Genomic DNA, 17,995 nt, shown 5'->3' with positions numbered 1-17,995 from the left:
GCAGGATCGCCAGATCGCAAACAGCGGGATCGCAAACAGCCAGAGAAGATCAGGCGACGAGTTCGAGGAAACCGTCCACGTCTTCCTCGCGCGTCGCAAAGCTCGTGACGAGGCGCGTCAGCACCTCGTCCTCCGCGATCATGCCGTTCAACGCGCGCGGCGGCGTCCAATCATAAAACGCGGCACCTTTTGCGCGTGCGGTCTCGGCATCCGCCTTGCGAACGATGGCGAAGACCTCGTTCGTCTGCGACGTCCAGCCCGGACGCGCGCGGTTCGATGATTTCAGCCCGTCTTGCAGGCGGGCGGCCATGGCATTCGAATGCCGCGCGAGATCGAGCCAGAGATCGTCCTCGAAATAGCCGTGGAACTGCGCCGCGATGAAGCGGCTCTTGGAAAAAAGCTGCGCTGCGCGCTTGCGGATAAAGGGCAGGTCGCGCGCCTTCTCGGGATCCATGAAAACGAGCGCCTCGGCGCACCAGCAACCGTTCTTCGTCGCGCCGAAGGAGAGGACGTCGACGCCGCGCTTCCAGGTCATTTCTGCCGGCGTGATGTCGAGTTCCACCAGCGCATTGGCAAACCGGGCGCCATCCATGTGCAAGGGCAGGGCGTGCGCTTTGGCGATCTCCGCGATCGCATCGATTTCATCGGCGGTATAAACCGTGCCGATCTCGGTGGCCTGCGTGATCGAAATCGCCATCGGCTGGCCGGCATGGACGAAGCCGGGTGGAAAGCGCTTCAACTCGGAGCGCAATTCGTCGGGGTCGATCTTGCCGTTCCCTCCATCGACCGGCACCAGCCGGGCGCCATGGGTGAAGAATTCGGGCGCCCCGCATTCGTCCTCGATCACATGCGCCTCGCGGTGGCAGAAGGAGACCCCGCCCGGCCGGTTGACGCTGGCCAGCGCCAGCGAATTGGCTGCTGTGCCCGTGCCGACGAAGAACACCGCCACTTCACGCTCGAACACTTCGTTGAACTTCGCCTCGATCTCCTTGTCGAGGTCGCTTGCCCCGTAGGATGCGGCAAAGCCGTTAGAGTGGCGGTGCAGAGCTTCAGCGATGCGCGGGTGGACACCCGCCCAGTTGTCGGAACTGAAAATCATGGGCTGAGCTACCTTTGCGGACAGTGACGATCATCTTGGCGAGCAGCCTTAAGGTGAGATGGCGAGTGCGGCAACACGGAGGCATGTAAAAGCGCTTTCTGTCCGCAAGCTGCGCCTGTGCGACATAAAGTTTCACTCAACTGCGCCGACTGGCAAGGAATTGTCGCCATGCGTCATTATTTCCCGCTGCGCAACTTGCGCCGCCCGGAGCTTTCTGGCATACACCGCTGCGATAGGACAGGTTTGCTGTCCTATTTTCGGCGCGGCCACACCTGCTCGAACCGAGGCCTGTCATGGCCCCGCGACAGCACTATAATGGCCGAGATGGCGGTGCCATGCAGCCGGCGCGGGGCAAACCGACGCACGGCCAGTTGGGCGCCCAGTCAGACGAATTGAAGTAGAGCAAACGGCATTTTCGGTTTCGCGAAAAAGCCCGTTCGATCGACGGCCCGGTGGTGAAAATCGGGCTGAGTTGCAAGGTCAGAGCGCCGCAGCTGCGGCAGGAGGAAGGCACGATGACGACGTTTTCGCCATCTGAAGACATGATCCCGACGAGCGCCGCAATGACGGCCGCAACCGAGACGTCTTCGTGTGCCAAAGACAAACCGGTCGCGCCGCGACGACTGCCGGCCGCGCAGGGTCTCTATAACCCGCACAACGAGCATGATGCCTGCGGCGTCGGCTTTATCGCCCACATGAAGGGCGAGAAGTCGCACCAGATCGTGTCCGACGGTCTCGCCATGCTCGAGAACCTGACGCACCGCGGCGCCGTCGGCGCCGATCCGCTGATGGGCGACGGTGCCGGCCTGCTCGTGCAGATCCCGGATCAACTCTTCCGTGAAGACATGGCCGCTCAGGGCGTCGTCCTGCCGGAAGTCGGCAACTATGCGGTCGGCTACGTCTTCATGCCGCAGGACGAGGCGCTGCGCGCTCACATCGAGGCGATCATCGCCGAAGTCGTCGAGGCTGAAGGCCAGCAACTGCTCGGCTTCCGCGACGTGCCGGTCGACAACTCCTCGCTGTCCAAGGCGCCGGATATCGCCGCGACCGAGCCGTGCCACCGCCAGGTCTTCATCGGCCGCAACCCCGAGCTTGTCTCTGTGGCAGAGTTCGAGCGCCGACTCTTCATTCTGCGCAAGGTCATTTCCAACCGCATCTATGCGGAGACGAACGGCGTCGACAACGGCTTCTATTTCGTGTCGCTGTCTTCGCGGACCATCGTCTACAAGGGCATGTTCCTCGCCTTCCAGGTGAAGGCCTATTACAAGGATCTGGCCGACGAGCGCTTTACCTCGGCGGTGGCTCTGGTGCACCAGCGCTTCTCGACCAACACCTTCCCGTCCTGGAAGCTCGCGCACCCTTACCGCATGGTGGCGCATAACGGCGAGATCAACACGCTGCGCGGCAACGTCAACTGGATGGCTGCCCGCCAGGCGTCGGTGTCCTCGCCTCTCTTTGGTAAGGACATCGAGAAGCTGTGGCCGATTTCCTATGAAGGTCAGTCGGACACTGCCTGCTTCGACAACGCGCTCGAATTCCTGGTCCAGGGCGGGTATTCGCTCGCCCATGCCGTGATGATGCTCATCCCGGAAGCCTGGGCCGGCAACCAGCTCATGACCGCCGAGCGCAAGGCGTTCTACGAATATCACGCCGCACTGATGGAGCCGTGGGATGGCCCGGCCGCCGTCGCCTTCACCGATGGCGTGCAGATCGGCGCGACGCTCGACCGCAACGGCCTGCGCCCGGCACGCTACATCGTGACGGACGACGACCGCATCATCATGGCCTCGGAAGCCGGTGTCATCACCGTGCCGGAAGAGAAGATCGTCAAGAAGTGGCGCCTCCAGCCGGGCCGCATGCTCCTGATCGACATGGAAAAGGGTCGCATTGTTTCCGACGACGAGATCAAGTCGGAAATCGCGACGATGCACCCCTACAAGGACTGGCTGAAGCGCACCCAGCTCATTCTGGAAGAGCTGAAGCCCGTCGAGCCGCGCGCGCTGCGCCGCGACGTGTCGCTGCTCGATCGCCAGCAGGCTTTCGGCTACACGCAGGAAGACACCAAGATTCTCCTGTCTCCCATGGCGACGACCGGCCAGGAAGCCATCGGCTCGATGGGAACGGACACGCCGATCTCGGCGATGTCGGACAAGTCGAAGCTGCTCTACACCTATTTCAAGCAGAACTTCGCGCAGGTCACGAACCCGCCGATCGACCCGATCCGCGAAGAACTCGTCATGAGCCTCGTATCCTTCATCGGTCCGCGGCCGAACATTCTCGACCACAAGGGCGCCTCGAAGAAGAAGCGTCTTGAAGTGCGTCAGCCGATCCTGACCAATGGCGATCTCGAAAAGATCCGCTCCATCGGCCATTCGGAAGATTTGTTCGACACCAAGACGCTCGATCTCACCTTCCCGGTGGATGAGCGCGCCGAGGGCATGAAGGCGGCGCTCGATCGTCTCTGCGAGCGTGCCGAAACGGCCGTCAATGGCGGCTACAACATCATCGTTCTTTCGGACCGTCAGCTCGGTCCGGACCGCATCGCTATCCCGGCGCTTTTGGCGACGGCAGCCGTGCACCATCACCTGATCCGCAAGGGCCTGCGCACCTCCGTCGGCCTCGTTGTGGAATCCGGCGAGCCGCGGGAAGTGCATCACTTCGCGTGCCTCGCGGGCTACGGCGCGGAAGCGATCAACCCCTATCTCGCCTTCGATACGCTGCTGGACATGCACAAGCGGGGCGAGTTCCCGCCGGAAGTGGAAAGCCACGAAGTCGTCTCGCGCTACATCAAGGCGATCGGCAAGGGCATCCTCAAGGTCATGTCCAAGATGGGCATCTCGACCTACCAGTCCTATTGTGGCGCGCAGATCTTCGATGCGGTCGGCCTGTCCAGCGGGTTCGTGAAGGATTACTTCACTGGCACCGCCACGACGATCGAAGGCGTCGGCCTGGCGGAAGTCGCCGAAGAGACGACCCGCCGCCACGATGCGGCATTCGGCGCCGATCCGGTCCTCGCCCATTCGCTCGAGATCGGCGGCGAATACATGTACCGCCTGCGCGGCGAAGGCCACGCCTGGACACCCGATGCGGTGGCCACGCTTCAGCATTCCGTGCGCGGCAATGCCCAGGATCAGTACCGCGCTTTCGCCAAGATGGTGAACGAGCGGGAATCGCGGATGAACACGATCCGCGGACTGTTCGCGATCAAGACTGCCGAGCAGGCGGGTCGCACGCCCGTGCCGATCGAGGAAGTCGAGCCCGCACAGGACTTGGTCAAGCGCTTCTCCACGGGCGCCATGTCCTTCGGCTCGATCAGCCGCGAGGCGCACACGACGCTGGCGCGCGCCATGAACCAAATCGGCGGCAAGTCCAACACCGGCGAGGGCGGCGAGGAAGCCGATCGCTATCTTCCGCTTCCCGGTGGCAAGGCCAATCCCGAGCGGTCGGCCATCAAGCAGGTCGCATCCGGCCGCTTCGGTGTGACGACGGAATATCTCGTCAATGCCGACATGATCCAGATCAAGGTCGCACAGGGCGCCAAGCCCGGTGAAGGCGGTCAGCTGCCCGGCCACAAGGTCGATGCGACGATCGCCAAGACCAGGCATTCCACGCCCGGCGTCGGCCTCATCTCACCGCCGCCGCACCATGACATCTATTCGATCGAGGATCTGGCACAGCTGATCTTCGACCTGAAGAACGTCAATCCGGAAGCGGACATCTCCGTCAAGCTCGTCTCCGAAGTTGGTGTGGGCACGGTTGCCGCAGGTGTGGCCAAGGCGCGCGCCGACCACATCACCATCGCCGGTTTCGATGGTGGCACCGGCGCTTCGCCGCTGACGTCGCTGAAACATGCCGGCAGCCCGTGGGAGATGGGTCTTGCCGAAACGCACCAGACGCTGGTGCTGAACGGCCTGCGCTCACGCATCGCCCTGCAAGTCGATGGTGGCCTGAAGACCGGCCGCGATGTTGTCATCGGGGCAATGCTCGGCGCCGACGAGTTCGGCTTCTCGACCGCGCCGCTCATCGCCGCCGGCTGCATCATGATGCGCAAGTGCCACCTGAACACCTGCCCCGTCGGCGTAGCGACGCAGGATCCGGTTCTGCGCAAGCGCTTCAAGGGCACGCCCGAGCATGTGATCAACTACTTCTTCTTCGTCGCCGAGGAGATCCGCGAGATCCTTGCTTCTCTCGGCGTGCGGAAGCTGGACGAGATCATCGGGCAGTCGGATCTGCTCTACAAGGACGACCTGATCGACCACTGGAAAGCCAAGGGTCTCGACTTCACCGGCGTGTTCTTCAAGCCGGACGCCCCGAAGTCGGCGATCCGCTGGACGGAACGCCAGGTCCATCCAATCGACGACGTGCTCGACCGCAACCTGATCGAACAGGCGATGCCTGCGCTTGAAACCCGCAAGCCGCTTCAGTTCGAGGTGCCGATCCGCAACGTCGACCGGTCGGTGGGTGCCATGCTCTCCGGCGAAGTCGCCAAGCGCTTCGGCCATCGCGGTCTGCCGGACGACACGATCGCAGTCACGCTGCGCGGCACGGCCGGCCAGTCCTTCGGCGCGTTCCTCGCCCATGGCATTTCGTTCGATCTCGTCGGCGACGGCAATGACTATGTCGGCAAGGGCCTGTCGGGTGGCCGCATCGTCGTCCGTCCGCCTGAAAACTCCCGCGTCGTGGCCGAAAAGTCGATCATCGTCGGCAATACGGTGCTCTATGGCGCGATCGAGGGCGAGTGCTATTTCCGCGGTGTCGCGGGTGAGCGCTTTGCCGTGCGCAACTCCGGTGCGGCAGCCGTCGTCGAAGGCGTCGGCGACCATGGCTGCGAGTACATGACCGGCGGCATCGTCGTCGTCATCGGCGAAACCGGCCGCAACTTCGCAGCCGGCATGTCGGGCGGCGTCGCCTATGTTCTGGACGAGGACAACACCTTTGCGTCCCGCTGCAACATGGCGATGGTCGAGCTGGAGCCCGTGCCGGAAGAAGACGACATCCTCGAGAAGCTGCACCACCACGGCGGCGATATCGCCCACAAGGGCCGCGTCGACGTGTCGGGAGACATGACCCGTCACGACGAGGAGCGGCTGGTGCAGCTCATCTCGAACCACATGCACTATACCGGTTCGACGCGGGCGAAGGAAATTCTCGACAACTGGGCGGACTTCCGGCCGAAATTCCGCAAGGTCATGCCCGTCGAATACCGCCGCGCGCTCGAAGACATGGAACGCATGCGAATGGGCGTCGCTGCCGAATAAGGCGCAGCAAAGAGCGAGGATCGGGCGCGCGAGATCGCGCCCATCTTCCCCTCATCGATCGAATTCAAGGATTTAAGCCGTGGGTAAGGTAACAGGTTTTCTCGAGATCGACCGGCAGGTGGCGAAGTATCAGCCGGCATCCGACCGCATTCGTCACTTCAAGGAATTCGTCATCCCGATGTCGGATTCGGAGATTTCCAAGCAGGCTGCGCGCTGCATGGATTGTGGCATTCCCTACTGCCATGGCCCGACAGGATGCCCGGTGCACAACCAGATCCCGGATTGGAACGACCTCGTCTATTCCGACAACTGGGACGAGGCGATCCGCAACCTGCATTCGACCAACAACTTCCCGGAATTCACCGGCCGCATCTGCCCCGCGCCCTGCGAGGAAGCGTGCACGCTGAACCTGGAAGATGCGCCGGTCGCCATCAAGACGATCGAACAGGCGATTGCCGACAAAGCCTACGAGCGCGGCTTCATCGTGCCACAGCCGGCAAGCCGCAAGACCGGCAAGAAGGTCGCCGTCATCGGTTCCGGCCCCGCAGGCCTGGCCGCTGCCCAGCAGCTTGGCCGCGCCGGCCACGAAGTCCATGTCTATGAGCGCGAGGACAAGCCCGGCGGGCTGCTGCGCTACGGCATTCCGGACTTCAAGATGGAGAAGCATTTCATCGACCGCCGCGTCGAGCAGATGACAGGCGAGGGCGTCACATTCTTCTGCGGCGTCAATGTCGGCGTCGACAAGAAGGTCGAGGAGCTACGCGCGGAGTACGATGCGGTGCTTTATGCGGGCGGTTCCGAAACACCCCGCGACGCTGGCATCCCGGGCGTCGAACTGCACGGCGTCCATGACGCGATGCCCTATCTCGTGCAGCAAAACAAGCGCGTCGCGCGCCGCAACATCGATAGTATCGGCTGGCCGTCCGAACCGATCGTCGCCGGCGCCAAGCACGTTGTGGTCGTCGGCGGCGGCGATACCGCATCCGACTGCGTCGGGACCGCTTTCCGCCAGGGTGCCGTGCGCGTCACGCAGCTCGACATTCGCCCACGGCCGCCGGAAAAGGAGGACAAGCTCGCCGTCTGGCCGTTCTGGGCAACGAAGATGCGGACATCTTCGAGCCAGGCTGAAGGTGCCGAGCGCGAGTTCCAGGTCGGCACGCTGGAGTTCGTCGGCGAGGACGGCAAGCTCACGGGCGTGAAGTGCTGCCAGGTCGATGAAAAGCGCAATCCGATTGCCGGTTCCGAATTCATCATCAAAGCCGACCTCGCCTTCATCGCGATCGGTTTCCGGGGCCCGTTCGAGGACAGCGTTGTCAGCGAGCTCGAGGGTCAGCTCAAGATTGGCAAGGACCGCCGTGGCGCCACCTTCGTCCAGGCGAACGATCAGGACTACCGCACGTCGGTCGACAAGGTCTGGGCAGCGGGCGATGTGCGCCGCGGCCAGTCGCTGGTCGTCTGGGCGATCCGCGAAGGCCGTCAGGCCGCACGCGCGATCGATCTGGAGCTGATGGGCGCGACCATCCTGCCGCGCTGAATTAGCTGCGCATTCGACCAACAAGAAAGCCGGCCTCCCCAGGGAGTGCCGGCTTTTCGCGTTTGATCAGTTGGCTGTGATCGTTTCGGGGAGGCTCGGTCCGATTTCGCTTGCGGCCGCGGCGCGCTGATCGCTTCGGGCGGCAGCGTCGACTGGTGTCGGGCGCGCATCCGCTCCTCGTGCCGCCGGCGGTGCCGATGGCGGCGGAACAGCACGGCGCGGCCAGCGGAAATCATCGGCGCGGCCGGCCGGTGGTGCCGCCGCCAAGCCTTCCTCAACCAGCCGGTCGCGCGGGCTGCGCAACTCCGGTTCCGCATAGGTCTCGCCATTGCCAAGAAGCGTGGTCGCACCATCGAGCGCCGGATCGGTGATGCTGATCGGTGCGGTGCGGGTGACGAGTTCGGGTATGCGCGGACGCTCGACTTCGCCGATCAGCGCATCGTCGGCGCGGATGATGTCCTCGACTGTGGCGCTGACGGTGCCCTCCAGCAGCCGGCGGAGGGGACGCTCGGCATAGAAGGCCAGCTTGCGCTTACCCGCGGCTGTCATGTTGATCCCGTCGGATCCGCGCAGGCGCACCTGTTGCCCCTGAATGTCGGAACCGGTCGTGATGAAAGCGCCGCCCTCGTCGACGAAGCCGTCCCAGATATCGACGAAATCGGCTTCTGCGGCTTCCATCTGGTCGCGGTAAATCTGGTTGATCGCCAGGATATCGGCCGACATGCGCGGTGACTGGAATGCCGGCGCGCCGACCCAGATGAGCGGCACTTCTGCGGTTTCGGCAATGGCGGCGAGCGCATCGACGCGCGCCGCATATTCCCGCTTCCACGCATCCGTCAAAAGATCGGCAGCGCCATTGGCCGTACGGAGCTGCTGCCGGTCGTTCGACCCCAGCATGACGACCAGCGCCGCCGGCTCGGTGTCCTCCAGGATCGTCGGAAGATTGGCCGGCCAGCTGTAGAAATCGTCCCGCACCAGACCCGACGAGCCGTTCGTGTTGGAGATGACGACCACATTGGCCGAGTTCGCAAAAGCCTCCTGCAGGCCTTCCGCCAGACCCGACGCCATGAAGTCGCCGATGACGAGGACTGTCCGCGCGTCCTCGGCCTTCTCGACGATCGGTGCGGCAGGCGTGGCCGCCTGGCGGGTCTGACTGCCACTCGGCGCCTGCGGCGATGCGCGTCTGCGTGCAGGCTGCTGCTGTTGCTGTGCCGGCTGCGCGCGCGGCGGTGGTGGCGGGGGGAATTCCTGCGAGCGCCGGGGGCCGAAGATCAGGTCGATCACCGACCGACGCTCATAGCGTTCCTGCGCCGATGAGCTCGAAACAGGCATCACCATGAAAAGTGCGGATGAGACTGCGGCAAGCAGGAGCAGGCCCGCGATGGAGCGCACGGGGCTATGCAAGGCCTGAACTATCCGGTCCCATCTGCCCGTCACGTGATCTCCTGGCCGATTTTCAACGACAAACGGGCGCCGAGTGATCGGCGCCCGGTCGATGGATAAATCCTAGGCCGGCTGCTGCGGCCTTGCAATCGACTTCCTACTGCCGCAGCCGCTGCAGCACGTTCGAAGACGGCTGGCCATCGGCATCGAGACCCATGCGGGACTGGAACTGCCGGATGGCTTCCTGCGATCCCGAGCCGAGATTGCCGTCGATCTCGCCGCCATAATAGCCAAGCGACTTCAGGCGCGTCTGCAACTCGAACTTTTCCTCCATCGACAGCGTGCCGGCCGGACGCGGCCAGCGCTGGCTCATGCCGCCATGGCCGGCGATCTGGTCGGCAAGGAGCCCGACGGCGAGCGCATAGGAGTCGGAATTGTTGTAGCGCTTGATGATGAAGAAGTTGCGGACCATCAGGAAGGCTGGGCCGTTGGTGCCTGCCGGCATCTTCAGCTCCGCGCGATCTTCGCCGCGAGGAAACCCCTGGCCGTTGGGCCGCCGGAAGCCAAGCCGTTCCCATTCGGCAAGCGTCTTCGTCTGTCCGTTGTAAGAACCGCCATTGCCGGGAGCGACAGCCTCATAGCCCCAGGTCTTGCCGGTCTGCCAGCCATTGGAGGACAACAGGTTCGCGGCCGTTGCCAGTGCGTCCGGAACGGAGGTCCAGATATCGCGGCGCCCATTGCCGTCGAAATCGACCGCGTAGGCCTGATAGCTCGTCGGGATGAACTGGGTGTGTCCCATGGCGCCGGCCCAGGAACCGCTCAGCTGTTCACGCCGGATATCGCCGGTCTCGAGAATCTTCAGCGCGGCCAGCAGCTGGGTGCGCCCGAATTTCGCGCGGCGGCTGTCCTTGTAGGCGAGCGTGGCGAGAGCCTGCGGCACATAATGCAGTCGCTCGGGACGCTCAAGAACGTCGCCATAGTTCGATTCCATCGACCAGATGGCCAGCAGTACCGAGCGGTCGATGCCAAAACGCTGCTCGATCCGGGCGAGCGTCTGGGCGTGGCGCTGGGCCATCTCCTGGCCTTTGCGCACCGTGAAGGGATTGACGCGGCTATCGAGGTAATCCCAGATTTCCGAGCGGAACTCGGGCTGATAGGCCGCTTTCTGCAGAACCTCCGGGTCCGGAATCGTCACGCCTTCGAACGCGTGGTCATAGGTGGCGCGGCTGACGCCGTTCTGCTGTGCCACGCTCGCGAAATCGCGAATCCATTGCTGGAAGCCAGCATCGGCGCGGGCTACTTCAGGGCTCATCACTCCAAGGGCGAGCGTCAGAGCCAGGCAGGCCGACGTCTGTCTCAAAATTCGCTTCATATCTCGTCCTCCTGAACCGTCGACTGCAACTCGCTGGCCTTTCGGCCGTTACCGCCTGATCCGTGTCTTCAAAGGCCGCGAACCGTATTGTTTGCGGCCGGTTTACATCCGAAGGCCGAATGCTACGTCGATGAAGTCAATAAAGTCTTTACCATGAAATCTTGACCGGTCATTTTCTGCCTCGCGCTGAAAGCGACGCGAAGCAACATTGTGGCGTTTGGTCTAAGGTATTTGTTAGGCAACCGATCGCGAGGGAACGAAAGTCCATGTCGACAGTCAAAAAGGTCAGAAAAGCCGTGCTTCCCGTTGCGGGTCTCGGCACACGTTTCCTGCCGGCCACCAAGGCCGTTCCCAAGGAAATGCTGACCATCGTCGATAAGCCCGTCGTGCAATATGTCGTCGAGGAAGCGGCTGCCGCCGGCATCGAGCACTTTGTGTTCGTCACCGGTCGCAACAAGGCTGTCATCGAAGATCATTTCGACATTCAGTTCGAGTTGAACGAGACGCTCGAAGCGCGCGGCAAGACGGCCGAGCTCGCCAACATCAAGGCGATGCTGCCGAAGGCCGGCTCCATGAGCTTCACCCGCCAGCAGGAACCGCTAGGCCTCGGCCACGCGGTGTGGTGCGCACGCGACATTATCGGGGACGAGCCCTTCGCGCTGCTCCTGCCCGATATGCTGATGCAGGACGCCCGGGGCTGCCTGAGCGGCATGATGAATCTCTACGCGCAGACCGGCGGCAACGTTGTTTCGGTCGAGGAGTGCCATCCCGATCTCGCGCACAAATACGGCATCGTCGGCATGGGCGACGAAGTCGGCGAAGGCTTCAAGATCACCGAAATGGTCGAGAAGCCGGCTAAGGGCACCGCGCCATCGAACTGGTTCATCAACGGCCGCTACATTCTGCAGCCGGAAATCTTCGACATTCTGGAGACGCAGGAGCGTGGCGCCGGCAATGAGATCCAACTGACCGACGGCATGCTGCGTCTTGCCGAAAGCCAGGAATTTGCCGGCTACCGCTTCCGCGGCAACACCTTCGATTGCGGTTCCAAGGACGGTTTCATCAAGGCGAACCTCGCCTTTGCGCTGGCCCGCGACGACATTCGCGCCCTGATCGAAGACGATCTCAGGGCGTTGATCGGCTGATCAACCCCCCGGTCAACGTCTCAGCGTCAGGCCGGCTCCGATCGTCACCGTGTCGTAGTCGGCCGTACCGCTCTGCGTCGTCCGCTCGTAGGCGATGTCGGCCTCGACATCTAGATGTCGGTTGAGCGACCAGACGAGGCCGGCCGACGCATCGTAGATGTACTGGTCCGCGATATCGAAGCCGTAATAGTCTCGCAGGGTGAGGCCGCCTCCAAGGCGCGCAAGCAGGTTATCGCGCACCACATGCGTCAGATTGATGTAGAAGCGTTGCGCGACCGATCCTGAGAGATCGGCGGTGGTGGAGCTTTCGATTTCCGTCAGCGCTCCGAACTGCACATCGGTCCCGCGCTTCGGCGACCAATTCAGCAAGCCGTCTAGCGTGAAGGTGTCGATGGACGCCAAACGCGCATCGTCGACATCGCGCATGGCATATCCGGCGGCGATCTCGCCAAACCATTTCTCTCCGAGATCGATCTCGAGTCCGGTGCGCAGGCCATAGGTCGTGGCGGACCGCTCGAAGCCGGAACGGTCGATCTCCTCGTCGAATTCCGTGCGTGTGACCTGGCTTTCGATGAACGGCGAGAGGATCGCCGAGGCCGCATAGGCAAGCCGGCTGCGCAGCGAGAAGCTGGTCTGGTCGCGGTCGTCCAGCGCGACATTCGACCCGTCGGCCAGCCGGGCGCTTCCGTAAAGCGATCGCACGGCGTCCACATCCACCGAGCCCCGGATCAGTCCGAACTCCCGGGCAATGCCGGCACCTGCGGAAAACTCGTGGATCGAAGCTTGCGTGTCGGCGCCGATCAAAGCGTTGGGATCGGTATCGTCCTCACGCTCGAAATCATAACCCGCGCGCAGCGTCGCCGTCGTCGGGCCGCCGAGATCGAGGCGCAGAACCGCATCAATTTCCGCGCTGGGATCGGTCGCGCCCCTACCGCTGAGATTTTCCTGGAAGACGCCGCCGCCGATGACCGAGAGTTGATGCCGCGACCAATCGGAGCGCAGGTCGAACCGGCCGTCGGTCTGGGTGAACACGCGGTCGTCACCGCTCGATTGCTGTTCGCTGACGATGCGTTGTGAAAGCGACGGCCGCAGAACGAATGTCCCAAGCCGGATGCCATCGGCTTCCGTCGGCTCCGGGCCCCGCCGGCGCAACTGGCCGCCCACCGTTTCGGCACGCGGGTTCTGCCGTCCATCGATGCGAACGGGCTCGGCCGGCTGCGATGGCCGCAATTCCTCCGCGATCAACGCCTCGATGGTCGGATCGTCGGTAACTGCATCGGCGGCTTCGGTCGTGAGTGGGCCTCCAAGTGCAGTGGCGGCGTCGGGTGTGTCTGATACCTGGGCCCAGGCGGGCCAGGCGAGCATCGTGCTGAGCAAAAGGGCGGCAAGCAGCGACGACCGGCGACCGATCGGTGCGCTCCGTTCTTCCGCCCTGATCGGGTGAGCCCGCATGAACCGCCTTGCATGGATCGAATGGATGACGGCGCATCGCGAACCGCCACTGTGATTGCCAAATCGTAAACGCTCGTGGTTAACGCTTTCTTGCGCGGCGCCCCCGGAAGGTCTTCGCATGGACACCCGGGCCCAAACGGTCTAACGGAAACGCCATGTCGATGACGAATACACAGGACGCGCCGAGCGAGATCACCGCTTCGGCACTACGAACTCTCGAGATCGAGCGTGCTGGCTTGGCCGCACTGCAGGCCGCGCTGGCCGACGGCCTCGGAGACCGGTTCCGCGAAGCCGTGGAGCGTGTGCGCGCGGCGACCGGACGCGTGATTGTCACCGGCGTCGGCAAGAGCGGACACATCGGCTCCAAGCTCGCGGCAACACTTGCTTCCACAGGCACGCCCGCCTTCTTCGTGCATCCCGTCGAAGCCAATCACGGCGATCTCGGCATGATCGCGCAGGACGACCTGATCATCGCCATGTCGTGGTCCGGTGAAACCGCCGAACTGCGTGGCATCATCGCTTATGCCAAGCGCTTCCGCATTCCGCTGATCGGCCTGACGTCGGGCGCTGAGTCCACGCTTGCCCAGGAAGCCGACGTGGCGCTGATCATGCCGAAGGAGCAGGAGGCCTGTCCGCACGGGCTGGCGCCGACGACCTCGACGATCATGCAGCTTGCGCTGGGCGACGCGCTCGCCATCGCGCTTCTGGAAACGCGCGGCTTCACGGCCAACGATTTTCGGGTTTTCCACCCGGGCGGCAAGCTCGGCTCGATGCTGACCCATGTATCGGACCTGATGCACAGCGGCGATCGCCTGCCGCTGGTGCCGATCGGCACCGGCGTTCCGGAGGCAGTCGCGAAGCTCTCTGAAAAGCGGTTCGGCTGCGTCGGCATCGTGGGCGAGGGCGGCGGGCTTGTCGGCATCATCACCGATGGCGACCTTGCACGAAACCTAGCGCGCGACCTGAGCGGCCTCCTCGTCGAGGAAATGATGACGGTCAATCCAAAGACGGTCGCGGGCTCGGTGCTTGCGGGAAGCGCGCTCGCGCTGCTCGAAGATCACAACATCAGTGCGCTCTTCGTGACGGACGAAAACCGTCGCCCTGTCGGTATCGTGCATTTCCACGATCTGCTGCGCGTCGGCGCGGCCTGAGCAACAAAAAACCGGCGCTGGGTTGAGCCCACCGCCGGTTCCTTTACTTTACTGATGAAGCCTGGTCTGCGTTTAGATCCAACCCTGGAGCTCGCGCCGAACGACGCTTTCGAGCACCCGCATGCCATCCGCCGAGTCGTTGAGGCAGGGGATGTGCGTGAACTTCTCGCCGCCATGCTCCTCGAAGATCTCGTGGGCCTCGCCCGCGATCTCCTCGAGCGTTTCCAGGCAATCCGAAACGAAACCTGGGTTGAGTACGGCGATGCGCTTCACGCCATCCTTGGCCAGCTGCTCGACCGTCTTGTCCGTATAAGGCTGCAGCCACTCTTCCGGCCCGAAACGTGACTGGAAGGTCGGCCGGAACCGCTCCTTCGTCCAGCCGAGCCGCTCGCGTACCAGACGTCCAGTCTTCAGGCACTGGCAGTGATAGGGATCGCCGCGCTTGAAATAGGACTGCGGAATGCCGTGGAAGGACGCGAGCACTACTTCCGGCTCCCAGTCGAGCGTCGCCAGATGCTTCTCGATCGAGGTCGCGATGGCGTCGATATAGACCGGATCATCGTGGTAGGATGGGACCGTGCGCAACGCCGGCTGCCAGCGCATGGCAAGCAGCGCTTCGAACACCTTGTCATTCACGGTTGCCGTCGTCGTCGCGGAATATTGCGGGTAGAGCGGGAACACCAGAATGCGATCGCAGCCTTCCGCCTTCAATGCATCCACGCGCTCAGCGATAGAAGGCTTGCCGTAGCGCATGGCCCAATCGACATGCACGTTCGGATGCATTGACAGGGACTGCGCAAGGCTTTCGGACTGATTGCGCGTGTAGGTCCTGAGATAGCTCTCGTCGAGATCCTTGTTCCAGATCTCTTCATAGGCCTTGCCGACGCGCTTCGGCCGCGTGTTGAGGACGATGCCGAACAGGATCGGGTACCAGAGCGCCTTAGGCCATTCGATGACGCGCTTGTCAGTCAGGAATTCCTTGAGGTAACGGCGCATGGACACGGGATCGGTCGCATCAGGCGTGCCGAGATTGACAAGCAACACCCCGACCTTACCGATCTTGACCGGCGGATGATCGGTCGGCAGCGCCATCTTGGGCGCGGCGACTTCGAAAACGGGATTGACGTGCTGGTTCATGGTTGGGGCGACCCTTGTCTCGGCATCCACCTGGAATGACCTCTCACATAAAGGCGACGCGCCAATTTTCAATCATTCCAATTTGTCGCACGAAACGACTGCATAACAAAAGCCCGGATACGAGGATCCGGGCTTTTGATGTTTGGAAGGCTATCGCGCCGGATGCTTACGGCCGAGCCGGGATGACCAGCTCGGTGCCGATGTCCAGATCCCGAGCTTCCTGCGAGGGGTTCGCATCCGCGATCACCTGCCACAGCGTGCCGTCGCCGTAATACTCTTCGGCGATATCCCAGAACGTATCGCCACGGGCGACCGTGTGGGTGCGCTCGCCGGCATCATCCGCGGCGGGAGCAGCTTCCTCGGTTGCCTCCGGTGCCATGGGCGCAGGTGTTGCAGCGGGTGCTTCCTCGGCTGTGTCGGCAGGCTCAGCCGGCTCTTCTGCCGGTGCCGCCGGGGCAGGAGCCGGAGCCGGAGCAGGCTCCGTTTCTGCAGCATCTTCCTCCGTGGCCGGCATTTCGGCCGGTATGTCAGCCGGTGTCTCGGAAGGCGCGGCCTCTTCGGTCATCGGTGCCTCCGCTGCCGGAGCCTCGGTCGCCGGAGCTTCCGGTGCAGTCGTCTCGGCAGCTTCAGGAGCTTCAGGCGCCGGTGTCTCGGCTTCCATTGCCTCTTCGGCTGCCGGTGCAGGCTCTTCGGTCGGCGCCTCGGCTTCCGTGGCGGGCTCTGCGGTCATCTCTTCGGCCGGAGCCGGAGCGACTGCCTCCTCTTCCACCGGAGCGGCCGTCTCTTCTGCAGGTGCAGCTTCGCCGGATGCATTGGCGTCGATGATGCGGCCTTCCAGCAAGGGCTCGTAGGGCTCGTTCTCGGCCAGATAGTCGGCGACCACCTGCTCGAGGCCCGGGCCGTAGTCATAGGCGTTCTCGCCCTCGGTCGCGAACATCTCGTAGCCGTCGCCGCCGCCGCGCATGTAGTTGTTGGTCGCGACAAGGTAGGTCGCTGCCTCGTCGATTGGCGCGAAGCCGCCATTGCCATCGGCGACTTCAACCGAAACGATGCGGCTTCCAGCCGGCTGCGTGGCATCGAAGGTGTAGCGCATGCCGGCAACCTGGGCGAAGCGGCCGGCCTGTTCTTCATACTGGCTGAGCCCGTTTTCCAGCGCGGCGACCACGCCGGCACCGGAAAGCTGGAACGTCGCCAGCGTATTCTGGAAGGGCAGCACGCCGAGCACATCGCCCATCGTGATCTCGCCTTCGTCGATCGATGCACGGAGGCCGCCGCCGTTCTGGATGACAAGCTGCACGCCCTGATCGGCCGTCTGCCAGAGCATCGCATCGGTGACGAGGTTGCCCATCTCGCACTCGCCCGCGCGACAGGTTTCGCGCGATCCATCGATCGCAGTCGTCGCTTCGGAAACGCGCTCCAGCATCAGGTCCTGGATCGGCTCGGCAAGCTCGGCGACGCGCGCGGCGATTTCCGCGTCAGGCTCGACGGAAGAATCGAGAAGGTGCGGATCACCGGATGCCGATGTGACATTGCCTTCGTCGTCGAATTCGACGCGCAGTTCGCCGAGATACTTTGAGTAGGCGTAGGCTTGAACGATCGGCACGTCCGTGCCCGACGGGTTGGCGACCATCGTCGGGTAGGCGCCGGCGGCACCTGCCTCGGTGTTGGACAGAAGCGTGTGCGAGTGCCCGCCGACGATCACATCGATGCCATCGACGGCGGCGGCGATTTCCTGATCGCGCACATAGCCGACATGCGACAGGAGGATGATCTTGTTGATGCCTTCGGCTTCAAGCTCGGCGACGGCGCCGGTCAGATACTCGATCTCGTCTTCGAACGAGATGTCGTCGCCAGGAGAAGACGTCTCGTCCGTGTCGGTGGCAAGAACGGAAACGATGCCGATGCGCTCGCCGCCAAGTTCCTTGATCAGATAAGGCTCGTACTTGCCGGCCAGCAGCGATCCTTCGGCAGCGACGGTGTTGCCTGAAAGCAGCGGTACGTCGACGAGGCCGATAAAGGCGTCTAGCGCTTCGGGGCCATCGTCGAATTCGTGGTTGCCGATCGCCATTGCGTCGAAGCCGATGGCGTTCATGAATTCGGCTTCGGCTTCGCCCTTGTAGGTCGTGTAGAACAGCGAGCCCTGGAACTGGTCACCCGCGTCCAGCACGAGCACATTGGCGCCTTCACCGGTCAGCGCGTCGCGCCGCTCGTCGATCTTTGTCTTCAGCCGCGCGACACCACCGAAACATTCATTGGCCTCGGCCTGCTCGGCAGAACACGTCGCGTCCGAGGAATTGATCGCCTCGATGCGGGAGTGCAGGTCGTTGATGTGCAGGATGTCGAGAGTGAAATCGGCATGGGCCGCGCCCGCGGAGAGGGCGAGCGCAGAGACCGAGATCGCCGCGCGGCGAAAGAATTTTGACATGAAAGAAAGCTCCCTGTGAATTCCGCTGCTTGCTGCCAG

General features: G+C 63.3%; 10 protein-coding genes. 4 read left to right on the top strand and 6 right to left on the bottom strand.

Features of this window, described 5'->3' with window-relative positions; genetic code table 11:
* Positions 1 to 49 precede the first annotated feature (49 nt).
* Positions 50 to 1,099: a threonine aldolase family protein gene (locus tag PU133_RS18225; RefSeq protein WP_404862828.1), complete on the bottom strand. Its 1,050-nt coding sequence runs from the start codon at positions 1,097 to 1,099 to the stop codon at positions 50 to 52.
* Positions 1,100 to 1,614: 515 nt separating this feature from the next.
* Between PU133_RS18225 and gltB the strand changes: the two genes are divergently transcribed.
* Entirely contained in the window at positions 1,615 to 6,357 is a 4,743-nt protein-coding gene (gltB, locus tag PU133_RS18220; protein ID WP_404862827.1) for a glutamate synthase large subunit, read from the top strand.
* A gap of 79 nt (positions 6,358 to 6,436) precedes the next feature.
* Positions 6,437 to 7,891, top strand: a complete 1,455-nt coding sequence (locus tag PU133_RS18215) for a glutamate synthase subunit beta (protein ID WP_404862826.1) — start codon at positions 6,437 to 6,439, stop codon at positions 7,889 to 7,891.
* A 66-nt stretch (positions 7,892 to 7,957) separates the two neighbouring features.
* Here the strand turns inward: PU133_RS18215 and PU133_RS18210 are convergent, their stop codons facing one another.
* Both PU133_RS18210 and PU133_RS18205 read right to left on the bottom strand, forming a co-directional pair.
* The gene (locus PU133_RS18210) at positions 7,958 to 9,328 is read right to left on the bottom strand and encodes a DUF459 domain-containing protein (RefSeq protein ID WP_404862825.1); all 1,371 of its coding nucleotides are present in this window, start codon (positions 9,326 to 9,328) and stop codon (positions 7,958 to 7,960) included.
* A gap of 103 nt (positions 9,329 to 9,431) precedes the next feature.
* Complete coding sequence (locus tag PU133_RS18205) at positions 9,432 to 10,646, bottom strand: lytic murein transglycosylase (RefSeq protein ID WP_404862824.1); 1,215 nt, start codon at positions 10,644 to 10,646, stop codon at positions 9,432 to 9,434.
* A 266-nt stretch (positions 10,647 to 10,912) separates the two neighbouring features.
* On the opposite strand from PU133_RS18205, the gene galU reads away from it, so the two are divergent.
* Positions 10,913 to 11,791, top strand: coding sequence for a UTP--glucose-1-phosphate uridylyltransferase GalU (galU, locus tag PU133_RS18200; RefSeq protein ID WP_126011873.1), 879 nt, complete (start codon positions 10,913 to 10,915; stop codon positions 11,789 to 11,791).
* A gap of 12 nt (positions 11,792 to 11,803) precedes the next feature.
* On the opposite strand, the gene PU133_RS18195 is transcribed toward galU, so the two are convergent.
* Positions 11,804 to 13,243: an outer membrane beta-barrel protein gene (locus tag PU133_RS18195; RefSeq protein WP_404862823.1), complete on the bottom strand. Its 1,440-nt coding sequence runs from the start codon at positions 13,241 to 13,243 to the stop codon at positions 11,804 to 11,806.
* A 155-nt stretch (positions 13,244 to 13,398) separates the two neighbouring features.
* Here PU133_RS18195 and PU133_RS18190 point away from each other — a divergent pair, with 155 nt between their 5' ends.
* On the top strand, positions 13,399 to 14,394 hold the full coding sequence (locus PU133_RS18190; RefSeq protein ID WP_404862822.1) for an SIS domain-containing protein: 996 nt from the start codon (positions 13,399 to 13,401) through the stop codon (positions 14,392 to 14,394).
* A 72-nt stretch (positions 14,395 to 14,466) separates the two neighbouring features.
* On the opposite strand, the gene hemH is transcribed toward PU133_RS18190, so the two are convergent.
* Positions 14,467 to 15,486: a ferrochelatase gene (gene hemH / locus PU133_RS18185; RefSeq protein ID WP_404864582.1), complete on the bottom strand. Its 1,020-nt coding sequence runs from the start codon at positions 15,484 to 15,486 to the stop codon at positions 14,467 to 14,469.
* A gap of 211 nt (positions 15,487 to 15,697) precedes the next feature.
* Positions 15,698 to 17,956, bottom strand: a complete 2,259-nt coding sequence (locus PU133_RS18180) for a 5'-nucleotidase C-terminal domain-containing protein (RefSeq protein WP_404862821.1) — start codon at positions 17,954 to 17,956, stop codon at positions 15,698 to 15,700.
* Positions 17,957 to 17,995 lie beyond the last annotated feature (39 nt).

Origin of the sequence: Georhizobium sp. MAB10, from assembly GCF_045012825.1 — a bacterium.
GTDB classification, from domain to species: domain Bacteria; phylum Pseudomonadota; class Alphaproteobacteria; order Rhizobiales; family Rhizobiaceae; genus Georhizobium; species Georhizobium profundi.
This window is presented reverse-complemented; position numbering and strand designations above follow the sequence as displayed.

What these genes read in the sequence shown, in the direction of transcription:
- hemH (WP_404864582.1), bottom strand. Translation starts at nt 15,486, where the DNA reads ATGGCGCTGCCGACCGATCATCCGCCGGTCAAGATCGGTAAGGTCGGG.
- PU133_RS18205 (WP_404862824.1), bottom strand. Translation starts at nt 10,646, where the DNA reads ATGAAGCGAATTTTGAGACAGACGTCGGCCTGCCTGGCTCTGACGCTC.
- galU (WP_126011873.1), top strand. Translation starts at nt 10,913, where the DNA reads ATGTCGACAGTCAAAAAGGTCAGAAAAGCCGTGCTTCCCGTTGCGGGT.
- PU133_RS18225 (WP_404862828.1), bottom strand. Translation starts at nt 1,099, where the DNA reads ATGATTTTCAGTTCCGACAACTGGGCGGGTGTCCACCCGCGCATCGCT.
- PU133_RS18180 (WP_404862821.1), bottom strand. Translation starts at nt 17,956, where the DNA reads ATGTCAAAATTCTTTCGCCGCGCGGCGATCTCGGTCTCTGCGCTCGCC.
- PU133_RS18195 (WP_404862823.1), bottom strand. Translation starts at nt 13,243, where the DNA reads ATGCGGGCTCACCCGATCAGGGCGGAAGAACGGAGCGCACCGATCGGT.
- gltB (WP_404862827.1), top strand. Translation starts at nt 1,615, where the DNA reads ATGACGACGTTTTCGCCATCTGAAGACATGATCCCGACGAGCGCCGCA.
- PU133_RS18190 (WP_404862822.1), top strand. Translation starts at nt 13,399, where the DNA reads ATGTCGATGACGAATACACAGGACGCGCCGAGCGAGATCACCGCTTCG.